A 20,190-nucleotide genomic window follows, 5' to 3' on the forward strand; every position below is an offset into this window, starting at 1 on the left:
ATAAAAATAGTGCGCGCGGCAGCGCGCTCCGCTTATCTGGCGTTCCAGCCGCGATACCAGTCGACGAACCGCGCCACCCCGTCGCGGATATCGGTACGGGGCAGGGGGCCGACCAGCGCCTCGATCAGGCTTGCATCTGCCCAGGTGGCAGGCACGTCGCCGGGCTGCATCGGCAGCAGGTTTTGCTGCGCCGTGCGCCCGGTCGCAGCCTCGATGGCCCTGATGAAATCGGTCAGCTGTTCGGGCGCGCCATTGCCGATGTTGACCACACGGAACGGCGCGACGGGTGACAGGCTGTCCATCTGGCCGACCGGCGTTTCACCGGGCGGGGTGGCGATCAGCCGGGTGATGCCTTCGACCAGATCGTCGACGTAGGTGAAATCGCGGCGCATGTCGCCGTGGTTGTAAACGTCAATCGGCTCGCCGTTCAGGATCGCCTTGTTGAACTTGAACAGCGCCATATCCGGGCGGCCCCAGGGGCCATAGACGGTAAAGAACCGGAACATCGTCACCGGCAGGCCGAACAGATGCGCATAGCTGTGCGCCATCGCCTCATTGGCGATCTTGGTGGCGGCATAAAAGCTCATCGGGTGGGTGGCGCGGTCGGTCTCGGCATAGGGCATCTTGGTATTGGCGCCGTAGGCCGACGAGGTCGAGGCCAGCAGCAGATGCCGGGGCGGGTGGGCGCGCGCCGCCTCCAGCACCTCATGCGTGCCGATCAGGTTGGATTGCACATAGGAGCGGGGGGCCTCGATCGAATAGCGCACCCCGGCCTGTGCCGCGAGGTGGATGATCACATCCGGGCGCAGCTCTGCCGTCAGCCCGGTCAGGCGGCCCGGATCCTCCAGCATGCCCTTTTCAAAGCCAAATCCCGGCTGGGCCTGCAAAATCTCCAGCCGGGCCTGTTTCAGCGCCGGGTCGTAATAGGTGGTCAGACCGTCAAAGCCTGTCACCTGCCAGCCATCGGCCAGCAGCCGCCGCGCGAGGTGAAAGCCAATAAAGCCCGCCGCCCCCGTGATCAGAACCTTGCCTGCCATACCCGTTCCCCATTTGCCCGATGTTGTGCCTGCTTAACGGGTCTGGGGCTTGCGGGTAAAGGCTGGACTCACATCGGCACACCGGCCACCGGGGCAGGGGCGCGCCGTCGCGCGCCGGACAGCGCGTTGAACGCCACTGCCGTCATCAGCACCGCGCCGCCCGCAAGGGTTCCGGCCGAAGCCGTTTCGCGCAGCGCCAGAAACACCCAGAGCGGGGCCAGCAGCACCTCGACCATCGACAGGAGCGTCAGCTCTGCCGCCGGGATCACCCGGCTGCCCGCGGTATAGAGCGCCATGCCGGTGGCCAGAACGCCCGCCCCCATCGCCATTGATATCGCAATGTCGCGCCATGGCGCCCACAGGGTCTGGCCCTCGACCGCCAGTACCACACCGGCGGCCAGCATCGAAAACAGCCCGCCCAGCACCACGGCGGGCAGCATGTCTGCCAGCCTGCCCCAACGCAGGGCGATGGTAAAACTGGCAAAGCCAAGCGCCGACAGCAGCGCCGCGACATTGCCCGCCATCGCCCCCGCCGCCAGCCCTTCGCGCACCATCAGGAACATGCCGATCCCGGCCAGGGCAATTGCGGCCCATGTCGCCGGGCGCACCGTCTCGCGCAGGATCAGCCAGCCCAGCAGCGCGGCCAGAAACGGCGAGGCCGAGAACAGGAACACCGCATTGGCGACGGTGGTCGCCTGAAAGGCAAAGATCGCGCCGCCAAAGGCCAGCACCAGCCCGATGCCGCCGACCACGCCCGACCACCCCACACGGCGCAACGGCGTGATCACCCCGCCCGAGCGCCACCAGATCACCGCCAGCAGCACCGGGATCATCCCGGCCGAGCGCCAGAACAGCACGGCCCAGGTGCCCGCGTCATGGATCTGGCGGATCAGCAGCCCGTTCAGCGACCAGAGCAGGGCCGCCAGCAGCACCAGTTTCACACCCGTCTTGTATGGCATCCTTGCCCCCTGCCGCGCCTGCCGGGATCAACGGCGGGCAGGGCGATCAAAGACGGGCGGAGGCCGGGCGTCTGTTCTGTCCGCGACCTGGCAAGGTCGCGGTCATTATCGCCCGCTCAATATCCCAAGGCGCGGTCCACCCGGTGCAACAGCGGCTCACCCGCCTCCGCGCGGCGGATGTTTTCGGCGATCACGCCGGAGGCCGACGCGGCACGGGTATCGGCTGCGATATGCGGGGTGACGGTCACGCGCGGATGCGCCCAGAAGGCGTGATCTTGCGGCAGGGGTTCCACCCGGAACACATCCAGCGTGGCATGGCCGATTTGTCCTGCGTCCAGCGCAGCCAGTAGTGCCTCATCGTCGATCAGCGGCCCGCGTCCGGGGTTCAGCACCACCGCCCCGCGCGCGGGCAGCGCCAGCGTTTCGGCATTCAGCGTGTTCTCGGTTCCCGGCGTGCGTGGCAGCAGCGTCACCACGATCTGCGCCCCGGTCAGTGCCTGCCGCAAGCCATCCTCCCCGGACAGGCAGCGCACGCCCGGCACCGTCTTTGCCGTCCGGCTCCATCCCGTCACCGGAAAGTTCAGACCGGCCAAAGCCTGCGCGCAGGCGATGCCCAAGGCGCCCAGACCCAGCACAGTGACGGGCCGGTTGCGCGCCAGCGGCGGCGCAACCGGGATCCAGCGGTGTTCCGGGTTCATGATATGCGCATCCATCCCCAGATGATGGCGCAAGGTGTGGCCCACCACCCATTCGACCATGCTTTCGGTCAGCGACGGATCGACCATCCGGCACAACGGCTGGGTCAGTGTGGCATTGCCGACAATCCGCTCCACCCCTGCCCAAAGCGACAGCACCGCCTTGGCCCGCACAAAGGGCGTGAAATCCTGCAGCGGCGCGCTGGGGGCATAGATGATGTAATCGACCGTGCCGGGGTCTGCCTCCTGCACCACCTGCGCCGTGATCCCCGCCTCTGTCAGCGCTTGCGGCAGCACATCGGAATACTCGCCCCAAAGGTCAGGGGCGGCGAACAGGACAGTGATCATCATCTACCTCGGTCTGTGAACATGGGCGCTCTGGATCAGGCCAAAGGCCACCAAAAGCACCAGCATCGCCGATCCGCCATAAGACAGGAACGGCAGCGGAATGCCGACCACCGGGGCCAGCCCCATCACCATCGCCAGATTGATCGCCAGATAAAAGAAAAAGTTTGCCGCAATCCCCAGGATCAGCAGCACCGAAAACCGGTCCTTGTTCTGCATCGCAGAGACGTAGCAGAACACCAGAATCAAGGCATACAGCACCAGCAGGCTGAAGACGCCGACAAAGCCGAACTCCTCGCCCAGAGTGGTAAAGATGAAATCGGTGTGCTTTTCGGGCAGAAAGTTCAGCCGGCTCTGGGTGCCCTGCATGAATCCCTTGCCACCCCAACCGCCAGACCCCAGCGCGATCTGCGCCTGAATGATGTTGTATCCCGCCCCCAGCGGGTCGGAGGTGGGGTCCAGAAACGTGTCGATCCGGCGGAACTGATAGTCATGAATCAACTGCCAGTCTGTGCCCCGGCTGGCCATGATCGCCCAGACTGTGCTGACAATGCCGCTGATCACCACCCCGAAATACCACCAGCTGACCCCGGCCAGCAGCATCACCGTGCCGCCGATCATCAACAGGATCAGCGCCGTGCCCAGGTTGGGCTGCATCAGCACCAGCACGGTGGGAATCACGGTCAGAACCACCGGGATCAGCACCCACAACAGGCGCGAGGTCTTTTTGACATCCAGCCAGTCGTAATAGGCCGCCAGCATCATCACCAGCGTCACCTTGGCCATTTCCGAGGGCTGCAGGCGGATGCCGCCAACCTCGATCCAGCGTTGCGCACCCATGCCCATGCTGCCGAAAAACTCGACCACCAAAAGCAACAGGATCGAGACGATATAGGCCAGCAGCGACATGTTGCGCCAGAACCAGATCGGCACAAAGGCGACAAAGAGCATCAGCACCGCGCCAAGCGCAAACACCTGCATCTGCCGCCCGGCCCAGACATCCATGCGCCCGCCCGCGATGGAATACAGCGCCAGCCAGCCCACCGCAGAAACCGCTGTCACCAGCACGATCAGCGGCCAGTTCAGGTGCAGCACCTTGCGCAGGCCGGTGGGCACGAATTTGACGCGATATTCCAGAAAACTCATGCCGCCCCCTTATGCGCGGGTGGATTCGGGGGCACGGCCATCGGCATCGCGCAGTGGCAGCTTTTGCAGCATCGACTCGATCCGGTTGCGCTGGCTGGCAGGATAGGCCGACAGCGGCGGCAACCCGCCGCTCAGCGCGCGCAAAATGGCATCGCGCGCGATCGGAGCTGCGGCCGTTGAGCCGCCGCCGCCGTGCTCCACCACCACCGACACCGCATAGCGCGGGTTGGCATAGGGGGCAAAACCGACAAACAGCGCATGGTCGCGGCGGTTCCACGGCAGCTGATCGTTGGAGATCACCCCGCGCGCCCGTTCTGCCGCCGTGATGTTGCGCACCTGACTGGTGCCGGTCTTGCCCGCCCAGACCAGCGCCTCATCCGCGATACGCGACGATTTTGCCGTGCCACGCTCGGCATTCATCACCGCGAACATGCCCGACCGGATCTTGCGCATGATGTCTTCCGAAATGCCGATGTCAGGGGCCTCGGGCACCGGCACATCCTTGCCATCGACCGACCGCACCAGACGTGGACTCACCGCGCGGCCCGTCGCGATCCGCGCCGTCATCACCGCCAGTTGCAAGGGCGAGGTCAGCACATAGCCCTGACCGATGCTGGCGTTGATCGTGTCGCCGATCCGCCAGTCCTGCTTGTGCCGTTCCTGCTTCCACGCCCGGTTGGGCATGATCCCATCGGCAATGGCCGACATCGGAATGTCGTGGCGGATGCCAAGGCCAAAGCGCTTGCCCATCTCGGCGATCTTTTCGATCCCGACCCGCTGGGCGATGTCGTAATAGTAAACGTCGCAGCTTTCCGACAGCGATTTTTCCAGATTGACAGCGCCGTGCCCGGCGCGCTTCCAGCAGTGAAACCGCCGACCGCCAAACTCCAGATGGCCGGGGCAGCGCACGGTGGTATTGACCGTGATCACCCCCGCCTCCAGCGCCGCAAGCGCGGTGATCATCTTGAAGGTCGAGCCCGGCGGGTACAGCCCCTGCACCGTCTTGTTGGCCAGTGGCCGGTGGTCATTCTCCATCAGCCCGTTGTAGTCGGTATGGCTGATACCGCGCACGAACAGGTTGGGGTCGAATGACGGCGAGGACACACAGGCGATGATATCGCCGTTGGTCACATCCATCACCACCGCCGCTGCCGATTCATCGCCCAGCCGGGCCTGCACGAAATTCTGCACATCGGCATCAATCGTCAGCCGCACGTCTGATCCCGGATCACCCTCTTCCCGCTCAAGCTCGCGCATGACCCGGCCCACGGCATTGACCTCGATCCGCCGCGTGCCCGCCCGGCCGCGCAGCTGGTCTTCCAGCCAACGCTCCACCCCGATCTTGCCGATCTGGAATTTGGGAATGCGCAGCAGCGGGTCCGGGCTTTCCAGCGCCTCCAGATCACGCTCCGACACCGGGCCGACATAGCCCAGCACATGCGCGAAATCTGTGTCACGCGGATATTGCCGGCTCAGCCCCACCTCGGGCGAGACACCGGGCAGTGACGGCGCATTCAGCGCGATCTTTGACAGGTCTTCCCAGGTCAGACGATCCGCCACGGTGATCGGCGCAAACGGGCTGGTGCGGCGCATCTCTTTGGTGGTGCGGTCCAGATCATCGGCGGTCAGCGGAATGATATGCGCCAGCTTGGCCAGCACCTCATCAACATTCCCCGCGTCTTCGCGCGTGATCACCACCCGGTAATTCTGCTCGTTCGCGGCCAGCACCTTGCCGTTGCGGTCATGGATCAGCCCGCGCGCCGGCGGGATCAGCCGGATCGAGATCCGGTTTTCCTCGGCCAAGAGCTTGAACTGATCGGCCTGATCGACCGACAGATAGCGCATCCGCGCGCCCAGCACCGCGAACATTGCCGTCATCGCGCCGCCCATCAGCAGCGCACGGCGATGCGTGACGCGGGCAGAGTCTTCGGTTTCCTTCGGGCTGCGTCTCACGTCTTGCCCCTCACAACCGGCGTCCGTAATTGTCCACTTCGCCCGTGGCGGGCTTGCGCAGGTCAAAGGCCAGACGGCTGGCCCCCACGACAACAGGATAGCACAGGATCGACCACAAAACCTGCATCAAGGCAAAGCCGAATGCCGGTTGCGGCAGGAACGATAGCGTGAACACCAGCCGGTAGGCCAGCAGACAGGCGATCATCAGCCCCGCCACCATCGCCCATTCTGCCACCAGCGTCAGCTCGCGCGTCAGCGCCACGCGGTTGCGCACAAACTCCACCGCCATCACCACCAGCGCGGTCCACAGCCCCGGCGGCCGCAGCAGGATCATGTCCTCCAGCAGCAGCACCCCCGCCAGCAGCCAGACCGGCAAATACTCCGGCCGCCGCGTTGCCCATGCAAAAATCAGACACAGCATCAGATCCGGCCCCGGCCAGTCCCCCGCCTCTGACCCCAGCGGCAGCAGCCGCAGGTACAACAGCAGCAGCGCGATCCCGACAAACAGCCCGCGATAGAACCAGACGCTGGAGCGCCACGCATCACTCACTGTTGCCATCCGTCTCGGTGCTGGCATCCGCCGCAGGCAGGGCCTCGGGCTGATTGCCGCGCGCAGGCAGCGCCTCGGTGTTCAGGGCACCACTGGTGTCGGGCCCGTCCGGCAACAGCGGCGGGGCCACCAATGCGCCCGCGTCGGTGATCGGCGCCAGCTGATGGCTGCGCAGCACGCGCAGAAACTCCAGCCGCTGATAATCCGCGCTCAGACTGACCCGCAAACGCCGGTCATTGCCCAGCACCACCTGACCCACCAGGAGCCCGGCCGGAAACATCCCGCCATCGCCAGAGCTGACCACCCGGTCCCCCGGGCGCACCTCATCGGCCTTTTCCAGAAACTCCAGCGGGGGCAGGGCGGTGTTGTCGCCCGAGAGCAGCCCCTTTTGCCCCGAGGGCTGCACGGTCACCGGAATCCGGCTGTTGGTATCGGTCAGCAGGATCACCCGCGCCGTCCGCTCGCCAACGCCCGAAATCCGCCCCACCACGCCGATGCCATCCATCGTGGCCCAGCCATCCAAGATTCCGTCCCGCGCGCCGACATTGATCAGCACCGATTGCCGGAACGGGCTGCCACTGTCGGCCAGAACCTGCCCCGTCACATGGGTCAGCTTCGGGTCGAGCCGCACCTGATTGAGGTCCAGAAGCCGCGCATTCTGCTGTTCCAGCTGCAAGGCCGCTTCTTTCCACGCCTTCATCTGCTGCAGCTCGCGGCGCAGATCCTGATTCTGCGCATGCAGGCTGGCATAGCTCTGGAACTGTTCGATCATCCCGGCAGCGGTGGTCACCGGCGTCATCGCCCAGTCAAACGACGGCACCACCCGGTCGATCAGTGCGGCGCGGAACCGCTCAACCCGCGGGCTGTCGATCCGCCACAACAGGAACAGCCCCAGCAGCGACAGCACCAGAATCCCCACCAGAACCCGCCGCAGCGGGCGGGAGAATTCTTCGGGGTCTGTCCGCGTCTTTGCCATGCCGGTCTTCAGTTCCGTCTGTCACGTCCGGCCCAAAGCGGGCCGCCACACCCAAGTCCCGGCCCTCGGGCCCGGATCAGCTGTCGTAATCAATCACATGCCGCAGCTGCTTTTCGTATTCCAGCGCCTTGCCGGTGCCCAGCGCCACACAATTGAGTGATTCATTCGCGACCGAGATCGACAGCCCGGTCTGTTCGCGCAACGACAGGTCCAGATCGCCCAGTAGCGCACCGCCGCCGGTCAGCATCACGCCCCGGTCCACAATATCGGCGGCAAGGTCGGGCGGTGTCGCCTCCAGCGCCTGCATCACCGCGTCGCAGATCTGCTGGACGGGTTCCGCGAGGGCCTCGGCCACCTGCGCCTGATTGATCTCGGTCTCTTTCGGCACACCGTTCAGCAGATCGCGGCCGCGGATCTGCATGCTGGCCCCACGCCCGTCATCGGGCATCCGGGCGGTGCCGATGCTGGTCTTGATCCGCTCGGCAGTCGACTCGCCGATCAGCAGGTTCTGGTGACGGCGCAGATAGTTGATGATCGCCTCATCCATCCGGTCGCCGCCCACCCGCACCGAACGGGCATAGACGATATCGCCCAGCGACAGCACCGCCACCTCGGTCGTGCCGCCGCCAATATCCACCACCATATTGCCGGTCGGATCGGTGATCGGCATCCCCGCGCCAATCGCCGCCGCAATCGGCTCGGCAATCAGCCCGGCGCGGCGCGCGCCTGCCGACAGAACCGACTGCCGGATCGCGCGCTTTTCCACCGGGGTCGCGCCATGCGGCACACAGACGATGATCTTGGGTTTGGAAAATGTGGTGCGCTTGTGAACCTTGCGGATGAAATGCTTGATCATTTCTTCCGCCGCTTCAAAATCGGCAATCACCCCGTCGCGCATCGGGCGGATCGCCTCGATGCTGCCCGGCGTGCGGCCCAGCATCAGCTTGGCATCCTCCCCCACCGCAAGCACCTGCTTTTTGCCGTCCTTGGTATGATAGGCCACCACCGAAGGCTCATTCAGCACGATCCCCTTGCCACGGATATAGACAAGCGTATTCGCCGTGCCGAGGTCGATCGCCATATCCGAGGAAAACAGACCCGAGAATATCGACATGCCTTTGGTGTCCTTTTGATACGTCACAAACCCCTCGACTCGCAAAACCGATAGGGGCGGGTTCATATAAGGCTCAGGGGAAACAGGCGAAAGGGCAAAGGATCGCACGGGCGTCAATCCGCTGTGACATCGCAAAACTTGTCAGATTGCAATTATTTGGCGTGGCCTATGGCAGTAGACCGCGCCGGAATTGCACCATTGCAATGTCGCCCGAAACACCCCCGCCTCAAACCGGCCTTTGCCCGCGCACGGCACCCGTCGCGCCGGACGGCCCGCTGCGGCCCAAAGCCCGAATCACCGGCGCCGGGGCGCGGGCAAGCCCTGTTTCGGCGCGCCTTTTATGACCGCCGCAATCCGGGCACCAATCCCCTGACTGCCCTTGTACGACGGGTGAATCCGGTCGATCCCGTGATAGCTCGCGTCCCGATAGGGCACCAGATCGGCCATCGGCACAAAGGTCACCCCGGCATCGAACCCTGCCATCAGCGTCAGCCGCCGGTCCAGCTCGTTGCCCGCCCGGCCACAATGCTTGATCGGTGTCCCCATGCCCGGATTGCGCAGATAGCCCGCGTAAACCACCCGCGCCCCGCTGGCCCGGATGCGCGCGACATAAGCCGGAATCGCCCCGCCGCGCCCGTCCGCCGTTACCAGCCGGTTCAGCACGCCCTGACACAGGCTGCAGCCACAGCCGAGCAGCAGGTCATTGCCGCCGCCGTTCATCACCACCCAGTCCCAGTCGCCCTCGCGGTATTGCGTGCTCAGCCGCAATCCCGCAGCGCCCGAGATCGGCAGCGGATGGAAATAGCGCGCGGCAAACACCGAGCGGTCCAGCACCTTTGCCCCCAGCTCCGCCTCCAGCACATCGGCCACCGCCTTGTTGTTGGCGCGGTTGGCGGCAAACATCGAATCCCCAACCACCAATACCCGCGCGCCAACCCCCTGTGATACAGGTTCGCCGCAGCCAAACAGCAGCGCCAGCGCCAGCAGCGCCATAGTGATCCGAATCATGATTTGCCTGTTCCCGGTCCGTTGACTGCCAGAAACACCACTCAACCTTGGCGACAAGGTGACAAACCTTGGTCAACCCCGTGACCAGATCCGGCCCTGTGGCTTGCTGCTTTGCAAATACTCATCTTCTTGCCGCTGTCAGCCGCTGGCCCTGTCCGATAACAGGGCCAGCGGCTTTACCTCACTTGCCGTGATAGCTCACCGTCTTGGTGTCCGTGCCCGGCGCGGTCTTCTGCCGCCGCACGATCAGCTTGTTCAGCGCGTTGATATAGGCGCGTGTGCTGGCCACGATCGTATCGGTGTCGGCCGAGGCGCCGGTGACAATCCGCCCGTCCTCCTGCAACCGCACCGAAACCGTGGCCTGCGCATCGGTGCCCTCGGTCACCGCATGCACCTGATAGACCTCCAGCCGGGCGGAATGCGGGAACAGCATCTTCACACAGTTGAACGCGGCATCCACCGGGCCATCGCCGGTCGCGTCAATGCTGTGATCCACGCCGTCGATGCTCATCACCATATCGGCCTCCTGCGGCCCCTCGGTGCCGCAGATCACCCGCAGCTTTTTCAGTTGCAGGAATTCATGCGCATCATTGGTCTGCTCATCGGCGACCAGAGCCACCAGATCCTCGTCATAGACCTCTTTCTTGCGGTCGGCCAAAGCCTTGAACCGCACAAAGACGTCGTTCAGCTGGTTGTCGGCCAGCTCGACCCCCAGCTCTTTCAGCTTGGCGCGCAGCGCCGCCCGGCCGGAATGCTTGCCCATGGCGATGTTCTTCTGCACGAGGCCGATATCCTCGGGCCGCATGATCTCAAACGTCTCGACATTCTTCAAAACGCCATCCTGATGGATGCCCGACTCGTGCAGGAAGGCGTTCTTGCCGACAATTGCCTTGTTGAACTGCACCTGAAAGCCCGAGACCGACGCCACCCGGCGCGACAGGTTCATGATCTTGGTCGTATCAATCGCGGTCCGGTACGGCATGATGTCATTGCGGACCCGAAGCGCCATCACCACCTCTTCCAGCGCGGTATTGCCCGCCCGCTCGCCCAAGCCGTTGATCGTGCATTCGATCTGCCGCGCGCCAGCCTCTACCGCGGCCAGAGAGTTCGCCGTCGCCATGCCCAGATCATTGTGGCAATGGGTGGCAAAGATGATCTCATCCGCCCCCGGCACCCGCTCCAGCAACATGCGGATCAGTGCCGCACTCTCGCGTGGGGCGGTATAGCCCACGGTGTCGGGAATGTTGATCGTGGTGGCCCCTGCCTTGATCGCGATTTCCACCACCCGGCACAGATAGTCATGTTCCGTCCGGGTCGCATCCATCGGCGACCATTGCACATTGTCACACAGGTTGCGCGCATGGGTCACCGTGTCGTGAATGCGCTCGGCCATCTGGTCCATGTCCAGATTGGGGATCGCCCGGTGCAGCGGCGAGGTGCCGATAAAGGTGTGGATGCGCGGCGAGCGCGCGTGTTTCACCGCCTCCCAGCAGCGGTCGATATCCTTGAAATTCGCCCGCGCCAGCCCACAGATGGTGGAGGTCTTCGCGCGCTTTGAAATCTCCGACACGGCGGCGAAATCGCCCTCCGAGGCGATGGGAAACCCGGCCTCGATGATATCGACGCCCATTTCGTCCAAGAGGCCGGCAATCTCCAGCTTTTCCTCATGGGTCATGGTGGCGCCGGGGCTTTGCTCGCCATCGCGCAACGTGGTGTCAAAAATGAAAACGCGGTCCTGCGGTGCAGTTGCAGATGTCATCGGTCTGTTCCTTGAATGTCTTTGGCTTGTCCTTGTTGGGCGCTGTTCCCCTCCGAGCGGCAGCACCCAAAGGGCACGCTCAGAGGCAGCTAAGGAGAAGCAGACCACGGGCGGCCGACAGGGCGACGGCCCCGTTCAAGCATGCGATATGTGTGTCCCGTGTCATGCTGGCGACGATAGCCGCGCCGACCGGAATGTAAAGAGGCGATTTGCCCCCGATTTGCCCCCGCCGCACCCCCACCCCTCTCCCCTCCCCACAGAGGGGGAGGGGAAGCGCCCGACCTTTGCCCCATGCACCCCACGCCAGCCGACAAAGCGCCTCCCTCCCCCCTTGTGGGGGAGGGATGGGGTGGGGGGACTGTCGCGCCGGATGCAGTTTTCCGTCAGGCACACCCGCCATTGCCACCTGTCAGTCCTCTGCCTAGGCTTTGGAAAAGGGGCGCAAGAAAGGGTATCCGATGAAATCCATCACCGCTGGCTGTCTGGAGATCCATTATCATGAGACCGGGCCGGACAGCGGCGATCCGGTCATCCTGCTGCACGGCTTTCCCTATGATCCGCGCGCCTTTGATGCTGTGGCCGCCCGGCTTGCCGCGCAGGGATTCCGCTGTCTGGTCCCCTATCTGCGCGGCTATGGCCCGACCCGGTTTCTGTCGCCGGATACGATGCGCTCGGGCCAGCAGGCGGCATTGGGGGCGGATTTGCTGGCCTTCATGGATGCGCTGTCGATCCCAAGTGCGCTGCTGGGCGGCTATGACTGGGGCGGGCGTGCCGCCTGCATTGTCGCAGCCCTCTGGCCCGGGCGGGTGCGCGGCCTTGTCAGCTGTGGTCAGGGCTATAACATCCAGAACATAGCACAGGCCAGCACGCCCGCTCCGGCGGCCGAGGAAGCCCGCTACTGGTATATGTATTATTTCCACACCGAACGGGGCCGCGCCGGGCTCACGCTCAACCGCAACGACCTGTGCCGCCATATCTGGCAGATCTGGTCGCCCAGCTGGCAGTTTGACGCCGCGACATGGGCGGCATCTGCGCCGTCGTTCGACAACCCGGATTTTGTGGAGATCGTCCTGCACTCCTACCGCCACCGCTTTGGCGGTATCCCCGGCGATCCGGCCTATGACGGTATCGAGGCGCAACTGGCCGCGCAACCCGGTATCACCGTGCCCGCCATCGTGCTGCAAGGCGGCGATGACGGCGTCGATCCGCCAACCCTGCACGACCCGCACCGCCCGCATTTCACCGGCTTTTACGCGCGCCAGATCATCGACGGCGCGGGCCACAACCTGCCGCAAGAAGCCCCGGAGGCCTTTGCCGCAGCGGTGCTGACGCTGGCGGCACGGACCGCGCGGGACTGACCGACCCAGCACGCAGGGGCCGTCGCGGGTGGCATCGAGCCACCCGCGACGGCGTTGCCACGCAAGGCTGACCCGGCGCGATGGATCTGCAGTGCGCGGTCGGTTTGCCGCCGGTGATGCGCTCCGCGCGGGAGTATTTAGCAAGCAGCAATGGGCACAGAGCGCGAGCCTGTCTTTTGCCGGTGCATCCCTTAACAAGCTCTTAATTTCACTTGGTCAACCCGTTGATTTTGCTGTTCTCCACGCGATGTAACACAGGGGGAACCCGCCGCCATTGAACCCTCTCCCATCCGCCCTACCTGAGCGCCGGAACCAAAGGGGGCGGCGATGCGGGCATTGGTGGTGGGGGCGTCGGGCGGGATCGGGCGGGCGGTGGCCGACCGGCTGGAGGGGCAGGGGGCCGCGGTCACCCGCCTGTCGCGCCGCGAGGACGGGCTGGATCTGACCGATGCGCCCGGTCTCGCCCGACTGATGGGGGCGCTGGAGGGGGTCTATGACCAGATCCTCGTCACCACCGGCGCGCTGGAGCTGAACGGGGTGCCGCCCGAGAAATCCCTGCGCAGCCTTGACCCCGCCGTGATGGCCGCCCAGTTCGCCCTGAACGCCACCGGCCCGGCGCTGGTGCTGCAGCACAGCCTGCGCCTGTTGCCCAAGGACCGCCCCGCCCGTTTCGCCGTCCTCTCGGCGCGGGTCGGCAGCATCGGCGACAACGCTCTGGGCGGCTGGTACAGCTACCGCGCCGCCAAGGCCGCGTTGAACCAGCTGATCCATACGGCGGCGATCGAGATCGCCCGCAGCCACCCGCAGGCTGTCGTGGTCTGCCTGCACCCCGGCACGGTGCAGACCCCGCTGACCGCGAAATATGCAGGCTCCCACCCTGCCGTCAGCCCGGATCAGGCGGCAGACCACCTGCTGGCTGTGCTGGAGGGGCTGACCCCCGCCGACAGCGGCGGTTTCTTTGACTGGCAGGGAAAGCCGGTTCCATGGTGACGCGGCTTGTCCTGATCCTTGGCGATCAGCTGACGCCGGGGCTGAGCGCCCTGCGCGCCGCCGACCCAGGCAGGGATGTGGTGGTGATGGCCGAGGTGAAGGCCGAGGGCAGCTATGTTCCGCACCACCCGCAAAAGATCGCGCTGATCCTGTCGGCGATGCGGCACTTTGCGGCGGACCTGCGCGCGGCCGGGTGGCAGGTCGCCTATACAAAGCTGGACGACCCCGACAACAGCCACGCGATCCCCGGTGAACTCCTACGGCGCGCGGCCGAGTATGGGGCCGGCGACATCCTCGCCACCCGCCCCGGCGAATGGCGGCTGATCACCGCGCTGGAGGAGATGCCGCTGCCGGTCAGCCAATGCCCTGATGACCGCTTTCTGTGCTCTGACGCCGCGTTTGCCGCATGGGCCGAAGGGCGCAAACAGTTTCGCATGGAATGGTTCTACCGCGAGATGCGGCGCAAGACCGGCCTGTTGATGCAAGGAGACCAGCCCACCGGCGGGCAGTGGAACTTTGATCCTGACAACCGCAAACCGGCCAGGCCCGACCTGTTCCGCCCGCGCCCGCCCCGGTTCGCGCCGGATGCCATCACCGCCGGGGTGCTGGATCTGGTGGAGCAGCACTTTCCCACCCATTTCGGCCGGTTGCGCCCGTTTGGCTGGGGCGTGACCCGCGCCGATGCCCTGATGGCGCTGGACTGGTTCATCGGGCAGGCGCTGCCGCGCTTTGGCGATGAGCAGGATGCGATGCTGGCGGCGGATCCCACGCTCAGCCATTCGTTGCTGTCGCCCTATCTGAACATCGGGCTGCTGACGCCGCTGGAGGTCTGCCGCGCCGCAGAGGCCGCCCATGCCGCAGGCAAAGCCCCGCTGAACGCGGTGGAAGGCTTTATCCGCCAGATCCTCGGCTGGCGGGAATTCGTGCGTGGTATCTATCTGCGGCACGGCCCCGGCTATGCTGGTCAGAATGTGCTGCAGGCCGACCGCGCCCTGCCGCCGCTGTATTGGGGGGCAAAGACCGACATGGCCTGCCTGTCGCATGCGGTCGGCCAGACCCGGGATCTGGCCTATGCCCATCACATCCAGCGGCTGATGGTGACCGGAAACTTCGCCCTGCTGGCCGGAATCAGCCCGCAGGCGCTGCATGAGTGGTATCTGTCGGTCTATATCGACGCCTTCGAATGGGTGGAGGCCGCCAATACCATCGGGATGAGCCAGTTTGCCGATGGCGGGGTGCTGGGGTCGAAACCCTATGCCGCCTCAGGGGCCTATATTGACCGGATGTCGGATTACTGCGCGGGCTGTCGCTACACCGTGGCGCAGAAAACCGGCGACGGGGCCTGTCCGTTCAACCTGCTCTACTGGCACTTTCTGCTGCGCCATCGCGCGCGGTTCGCGGCCAACCCCCGCATGGCGCAGATGTACCGCACCTGGGACAAGATGGACCCGGCCCGCAAGGCGACGACCTTGTCGGAGGCGGAGGCGTTCTTGCAGCGGCTTGAGGCGGGCGAGACTGTCTGACCGGAGGCACGGGGCCATCGTGGCGGGCATCGAGCCCGCCCCGATGGCGTTGCCACGGTAGGCCTGAGCCGGACGGGCGATCTGGGTCGTTGGAAAGCGGCGCGGTCGGATGCGCTCCGCGCGGGAGTATTTGCATAGCAGCAATCCAAAGGGGCTGTGATTTGCTGCTGTGCAAATACTCCATAGGTTCGCCACTGGTCCGAGGACCGGCGGTTTAAGGTGCGCGCAGCCGACCTGAAAAGCGTGCGTTTTTGCGCGCTCTGTTTGAGAGACATCAGGGAGTGGAGGCCGGGTCTGCGGGTGTGGCCTCGCCCTCTGGCTCGGCCTCGGACGGTGGCGGGGCGGGGGCCATCAGGATGCCGTTTTCCCACAGGCCTTCGGCAATCTGGCCGCTGGCATAGGTGAGTTTGCCGGGGCCGGCGCGGCGGCCTTTGGCAAAGCCGCCCTCATAGACATCGCCATTGGGATAGGTGGCGGTGCCGGTGCCGTCGATCTCGCCCGCTGCCCAGTCGCCGGTGTAGCGAAAGCCGTCGGGGCCGGTGATCTCGCCCGTGCCTTGCCGCAGCCCGGCGACGAAATCGCCGGTGTAGACCGCGCCGTCGGGATAGGTGGCCACCCCTTTGCCCTGCCGCTGGCCGTCGACAAAGGTGCCCTCATAGCTGTAGCCATCGGCCAACGTCAGCTTGCCCTGACCATTGGGCTGCGCGGCGCTGAAGCCGCCGGTATAGGTCGCGCCATTGGCATAGGTGGCGGTGCCCTCACCCTGAATCACGCCTGCGACCCATGCGCCGTCATAGGTGGACCCATCGGCATAGGTGATCTTGCCAATGCCTTGGGCCTGATCATCCTTGGTCGCGCCTGCATAGGTCGCGCCATCGGGAAAGCGGATGGTGCCGGTGCCGGTCAGGCGGCCATCGACCCAGTCGCCTTCGAGCACGGTGCCGTCCTGCGCGCGGAACACACCTTGTCCGGTGCGTTTGTCGGCATGAAACACGCCTTCGAACACATCGCCATTGGCATAGGTGGTCTTTCCGGTGCCCTGACGCTGGCCTTCGGCAAAGCCGCCCTCATAGGTGTCGCCATTGGGCTGGGTCAGCTTGCCGGTGCCATTGATCTGACCGGCCAGCCAGTCGCCGACATAGGTCAGGCCATCGGGCATGGTCAGTGTGCCCTTGCCCTGCCGTTCGCCCGCGACCAGCGTGCCGTCATAGACCGCGCCATCGGCATAGGTGATCTTGCCCGCCCCGTCCTTGAGCCCTTCGGCCCAGGCGCCCTCATAGCGGTAGCCGCCGGGGCCGTCCTGCACGCCCTGACCGTGGTGTTTGCCATCGACGAAAGCGCCGGTGTAGACCGAGCCGTCGGGATAGGTGGCAATGCCTGCGCCGGTCATCTTGCCGCCGGTCCAGTCGCCCTCATAGCTGCCGCCATTGGCGTAAGAGATCTTGCCCCGGCCTTCGGGCTTGCCCGCCGCAAACTGGCCCTCATAGACCGAGCCGTTGGGGTAGCGCGCAACACCCTGGCCGAGGATTTCCCCGGCCACCCAGTCGCCGGTATAGCTGTAGCCATTGGGCAGGGTATAGGTGCCGGTGCCGTGCTGGCGGCCGTTGAGAAAGGTGCCCTCATAGAACGAGCCGTCGTCATATTGTTTGGTGACGATATCTCCCTCCTGGGCCAACACGCCCCAAGGCAGGGCAAGACCCAGAGCCACCGCGCCCAGCATTGATCTGACTCTGTGCCGCATCCGGACCCCCTGCCGTAATTCCATGCAAAGCCTAGCCGCGCCGCCCGCCGCTTACAAGCTTTGCGGCCGGGCGGCTGCAATCACTTTCCCTTGGCGGACAACCTGCTAGAACATCGCCATCTCCGTGTCTGAAAGGTGCCGCCATGGCCGATCTGTTCCGCATGACCCTTGCCCAGCTGAACCCGACAGTGGGTGATCTGGCTGGCAATGCCGCCAAGGCGCGCGCGGCCTGGGGGCAGGGGCGCGCGGCTGGCTCGGACCTTGTGGCGCTGACCGAGATGTTCATCACCGGCTATCAGACCCAGGATCTGATCCTGAAACCGGCGTTTCAGCAGGCCGCGATTGCCGCCATCCATCAGCTTGCCACAGACTGCGCCGATGGCCCGGCGCTGGCCATCGGTGGCCCGGCGGTGCAGGACGGGCGGCTGTATAACGCCTATTATGTTCTGCACGGCGGGCGGGTGACCGCCACGGTGCTCAAGCATCATCTGCCCAATGACACGCTGTTTGACGAAAAGCGGCTGTTCACCGCGGCCGATGTGCATGGCCCCTTTACCATCAACGGCGTGCGCATCGGCTCGCCGATCTGTGAGGATGCCTGGCATCCTGATGTGGCGGAAACCCTCGCGGAAACCGGGGCCGAGATCCTGCTGGTGCCCAATGGCAGCCCCTATCATCGCGGCAAGCCGAACCTGCGGCTGAACCTGATGATTTCGCGCGTGGTCGAAACCGGCTTGCCGCTGGTCTATCTGAACATGGTCGGCGGGCAGGATGATCAGGTGTTTGACGGCTCCTCCATGGTGCTGAACCCCGGCGGGCATCTGGCGGCGCAGCTGCCGCAGTTTGATGACCATCTGACGCAGATCACCTTTCGCCGCACTGAGGATGGCTGGCGGGCGGATGCGGGCGAGATTGCGCAGATCCCGCCGATCGGCGAGGCGGATTACCGCGCCTGCGTGCTGTCGGTCGCCGACTACTTCGCCAAGACCGGGTTCAGACAGGCGGTTCTGGGTCTGTCGGGCGGGATTGATTCGGCCATCGTCGCCGCGATTGCGGCTGATGCGCTGGGGCCGGAAAACGTGCGTTGCGTGATGCTGCCGTCAGAGTTCACCAGTGCCCATTCGCTGGAGGATGCGGAGAAATGCGCCCGTGCCCTGGGCTGCCGGCTGGATACCGTGCCGATCAGTGCCGCGCAGGCGGCGGTGCTGGACACCCTCGCGCCGCTGTTTGAGGGGACGGAGGAAGGCATCACCGAGGAGAATATCCAAAGCCGGTTGCGCGGCGTGATGCTGATGGCGATTTCCAATAAATACGGCGAGATGCTGCTGACCACCGGCAACAAGTCGGAAATGGCGGTCGGCTATTGCACGATCTATGGCGACATGAACGGCGGCTATAATCCGGTCAAGGACATGTACAAAACCCGCATGTTCCTGACCGCGCGCTGGCGCAATGAAAACCACCGTGACTGGATGAAGGGCCCGGCGGGCGAGGTGATCCCCGAGCGGATCATCACCAAACCGCCGTCGGCCGAGCTGCGCGCCAACCAGACCGATCAGGACAGCCTGCCACCCTATGAGGTGCTGGACGGCATCCTTGAGGGGCTGGTGGAGCGGGAGGCTTCGGTGGCCGAACTGGTGGCCGAAGGCTTTGACCGGGCCACGGTTAAAAAGATCGAACACCTGCTTTATATCGCGGAATACAAACGCTTTCAGTCCGCGCCCGGCACACGGCTGACGCAAAAGGCGTTCTGGCTGGACCGCCGCTACCCCATCGCCAACCGCTGGCGCGACCCCAGCGGCGCGTGACACCGGACCGGAGCTGCGCCCCCCACCCCCAGCCCCTCCCCACGAGGGGGAGGGGAGGCACCCGACCTTTGCCGCAAGCGCCTGCGTCGCGGCACAAAGCACCTCCCTCCCCCCTTGTGGGGGAGGGCTGGGGTGGGGGGCTGCATGACGGCTCAGATATCGCGCGCCGCCGCCTCGTGCATCAGGCGCATCACGTCTTCGGCGCGGCAGAGCATGGTGGCATCGGTCATCACCGCCGCCGCTGCGGCGGCGGAGGCCATGGCAAGCGCCTGTGCGCTGTCCTGGCCGCGCGCGAGGCTGAGCACAAAGGCCGCGACAAAGCTGTCGCCTGCGCCCACGGTCGATTTCACCCGCACCTTTGGCGCGGGCGAGAACAGCCGCCGCCCGGCTTCGGCCAGCACATTGCCTTCGGCGCCGCGCGCCACGATCACCCGTTTCGCCACGCCGCGCGCCACCAATCCGGCGGCAAAATCCGCCGTATCGGTCAGGGTTTCCAGACTGTGCCCGGCCAGCTCTTCCCCCTCTTCGCCGTCCATCCGCAGCACCTCCAGACCGGGGATCGGGGTGCGCACCGCCTCGGTCAGCGCCGCGCCAGAGGTGTCTAGCACCACAAGCGAGCCTTCCATGCTGGCCGCCAGATGCGCCGGAAAATCGGCGGGCACGCCGGGCGGCTGGCTGCCCGAGATCACGCTGTAGCCGCCGGGCCGCGCGGTGGCGGCCAGCAGGGTAAACACCCGCGCCCGTTCTGCCGCGCCCCAGACCGGGCCGGGCAGCATGAAGCGGAACTGCTTGCCCGAGGACTCTTCGGTCACGGTCAGGCTCTGCCGGGTCTCGCCCGGCCCAAGGATCGACAGGAATGTTACGCCTTCGGCCCGGATCAGCCCGGCCAGCCGGTCGCCGGTCAACCCGCCAAGCGCCACCAGTGCCAGCGAATCGCCCCCCAGTGCCTTGATCGCGCGGCTGACGTTCAACCCGCCGCCGCCGGGGTCCAGATGCGGATCAGTGCAACGCAGTTTGTGGCCGGGAATGATCTGTGGCACCCCGGTCGCCATATCCAGCGCGGGGTTCAGCGTGAGGGTCAGGATGGGAGCTTGCATGGCGGCGTCCTTTTGGGTCTCCCGCATGTTAGCGCCAACAAGTGTGATCGGAAAGCAGTGCTGTGATTTTGCATCGGTGCAGGTTGATCAGTGCGATTTCGCACGAAACCTGCGCGTTATCTTGGAATTCC

Annotated in this window: 16 protein-coding genes; 4 read left to right on the forward strand and 12 right to left on the reverse strand. The window is 65.3% G+C overall.

Annotated features, from left to right (window positions below):
- Positions 1–32: 32 nt before the first annotated feature.
- The 10 genes from D1012_RS01545 to D1012_RS01590 form a co-directional block, all read right to left on the reverse strand.
- Positions 33–1,037: an NAD-dependent epimerase/dehydratase family protein gene (locus D1012_RS01545; protein WP_118149570.1), complete on the reverse strand. Its 1,005-nt coding sequence runs from the start codon at positions 1,035–1,037 to the stop codon at positions 33–35.
- 68 nt (positions 1,038–1,105) lie between these two features.
- The gene (locus D1012_RS01550) at positions 1,106–1,996 is read right to left on the reverse strand and encodes a DMT family transporter (protein WP_118149571.1); all 891 of its coding nucleotides are present in this window, start codon (positions 1,994–1,996) and stop codon (positions 1,106–1,108) included.
- Between the two features lie 116 nt (positions 1,997–2,112).
- Positions 2,113–3,039: a 2-hydroxyacid dehydrogenase gene (locus D1012_RS01555; protein WP_118150012.1), complete on the reverse strand. Its 927-nt coding sequence runs from the start codon at positions 3,037–3,039 to the stop codon at positions 2,113–2,115.
- Between the two features lie 3 nt (positions 3,040–3,042).
- Positions 3,043–4,182, reverse strand: a complete 1,140-nt coding sequence (rodA, locus tag D1012_RS01560) for a rod shape-determining protein RodA (protein WP_118149572.1) — start codon at positions 4,180–4,182, stop codon at positions 3,043–3,045.
- 9 nt (positions 4,183–4,191) lie between these two features.
- Positions 4,192–6,135 carry a penicillin-binding protein 2 gene (gene mrdA / locus D1012_RS01565; RefSeq protein WP_118149573.1) on the reverse strand — a complete coding sequence of 648 codons (1,944 nt, stop codon included), beginning with the start codon at positions 6,133–6,135 and terminating at the stop codon, positions 4,192–4,194.
- A gap of 10 nt (positions 6,136–6,145) precedes the next feature.
- The gene (locus D1012_RS01570) at positions 6,146–6,685 is read right to left on the reverse strand and encodes a rod shape-determining protein MreD (protein ID WP_199489423.1); all 540 of its coding nucleotides are present in this window, start codon (positions 6,683–6,685) and stop codon (positions 6,146–6,148) included.
- Complete coding sequence (gene mreC, locus D1012_RS01575; RefSeq protein WP_118149575.1) at positions 6,678–7,661, reverse strand: rod shape-determining protein MreC; 984 nt, start codon at positions 7,659–7,661, stop codon at positions 6,678–6,680. The genes D1012_RS01570 and mreC overlap by 8 nt, the downstream gene beginning before the upstream one ends.
- 76 nt (positions 7,662–7,737) lie before the next feature.
- The gene (locus D1012_RS01580; RefSeq protein ID WP_118150013.1) at positions 7,738–8,775 is read right to left on the reverse strand and encodes a rod shape-determining protein; all 1,038 of its coding nucleotides are present in this window, start codon (positions 8,773–8,775) and stop codon (positions 7,738–7,740) included.
- 294 nt (positions 8,776–9,069) lie between these two features.
- A complete protein-coding gene (locus D1012_RS01585; protein ID WP_118149576.1) occupies positions 9,070–9,783 on the reverse strand; it encodes an SGNH/GDSL hydrolase family protein in 714 nt (237 codons plus the stop codon).
- A 181-nt stretch (positions 9,784–9,964) separates the two neighbouring features.
- Positions 9,965–11,542 carry a 2-isopropylmalate synthase gene (locus D1012_RS01590; protein WP_118149577.1) on the reverse strand — a complete coding sequence of 526 codons (1,578 nt, stop codon included), beginning with the start codon at positions 11,540–11,542 and terminating at the stop codon, positions 9,965–9,967.
- Between the two features lie 458 nt (positions 11,543–12,000).
- Between D1012_RS01590 and D1012_RS01595 the strand changes: the two genes are divergently transcribed.
- The 3 genes from D1012_RS01595 (at position 12,001) to D1012_RS01605 (ending at position 15,413) form a co-directional block, all read left to right on the forward strand.
- Positions 12,001–12,900, forward strand: coding sequence for an alpha/beta fold hydrolase (locus D1012_RS01595; RefSeq protein WP_118150014.1), 900 nt, complete (start codon positions 12,001–12,003; stop codon positions 12,898–12,900).
- A gap of 327 nt (positions 12,901–13,227) precedes the next feature.
- Positions 13,228–13,890: an SDR family NAD(P)-dependent oxidoreductase gene (locus D1012_RS01600; RefSeq protein WP_118149578.1), complete on the forward strand. Its 663-nt coding sequence runs from the start codon at positions 13,228–13,230 to the stop codon at positions 13,888–13,890.
- Positions 13,887–15,413 (forward strand): cryptochrome/photolyase family protein, encoded by a 1,527-nt coding sequence (locus tag D1012_RS01605; RefSeq protein WP_118150015.1) that lies wholly within the window; start codon positions 13,887–13,889, stop codon positions 15,411–15,413. The genes D1012_RS01600 and D1012_RS01605 overlap by 4 nt, the downstream gene beginning before the upstream one ends.
- Positions 15,414–15,687: 274 nt before the next feature.
- Here D1012_RS01605 and D1012_RS01610 read toward each other — a convergent pair whose 3' ends face one another.
- The gene (locus D1012_RS01610; protein ID WP_233516983.1) at positions 15,688–17,154 is read right to left on the reverse strand and encodes an MORN repeat-containing protein; all 1,467 of its coding nucleotides are present in this window, start codon (positions 17,152–17,154) and stop codon (positions 15,688–15,690) included.
- A gap of 143 nt (positions 17,155–17,297) precedes the next feature.
- On the opposite strand from D1012_RS01610, the gene D1012_RS01615 reads away from it, so the two are divergent.
- Positions 17,298–18,962, forward strand: coding sequence for an NAD+ synthase (locus tag D1012_RS01615; protein WP_118149580.1), 1,665 nt, complete (start codon positions 17,298–17,300; stop codon positions 18,960–18,962).
- A gap of 152 nt (positions 18,963–19,114) precedes the next feature.
- Here D1012_RS01615 and D1012_RS01620 read toward each other — a convergent pair whose 3' ends face one another.
- On the reverse strand, positions 19,115–20,059 hold the full coding sequence (locus tag D1012_RS01620; protein WP_118150016.1) for a 1-phosphofructokinase family hexose kinase: 945 nt from the start codon (positions 20,057–20,059) through the stop codon (positions 19,115–19,117).
- Positions 20,060–20,190: the final 131 nt, after the last annotated feature.

The sequence above is a fragment of the Pseudotabrizicola alkalilacus genome (assembly GCF_003443995.1).
Lineage (GTDB): Bacteria > Pseudomonadota > Alphaproteobacteria > Rhodobacterales > Rhodobacteraceae > Pseudotabrizicola > Pseudotabrizicola alkalilacus.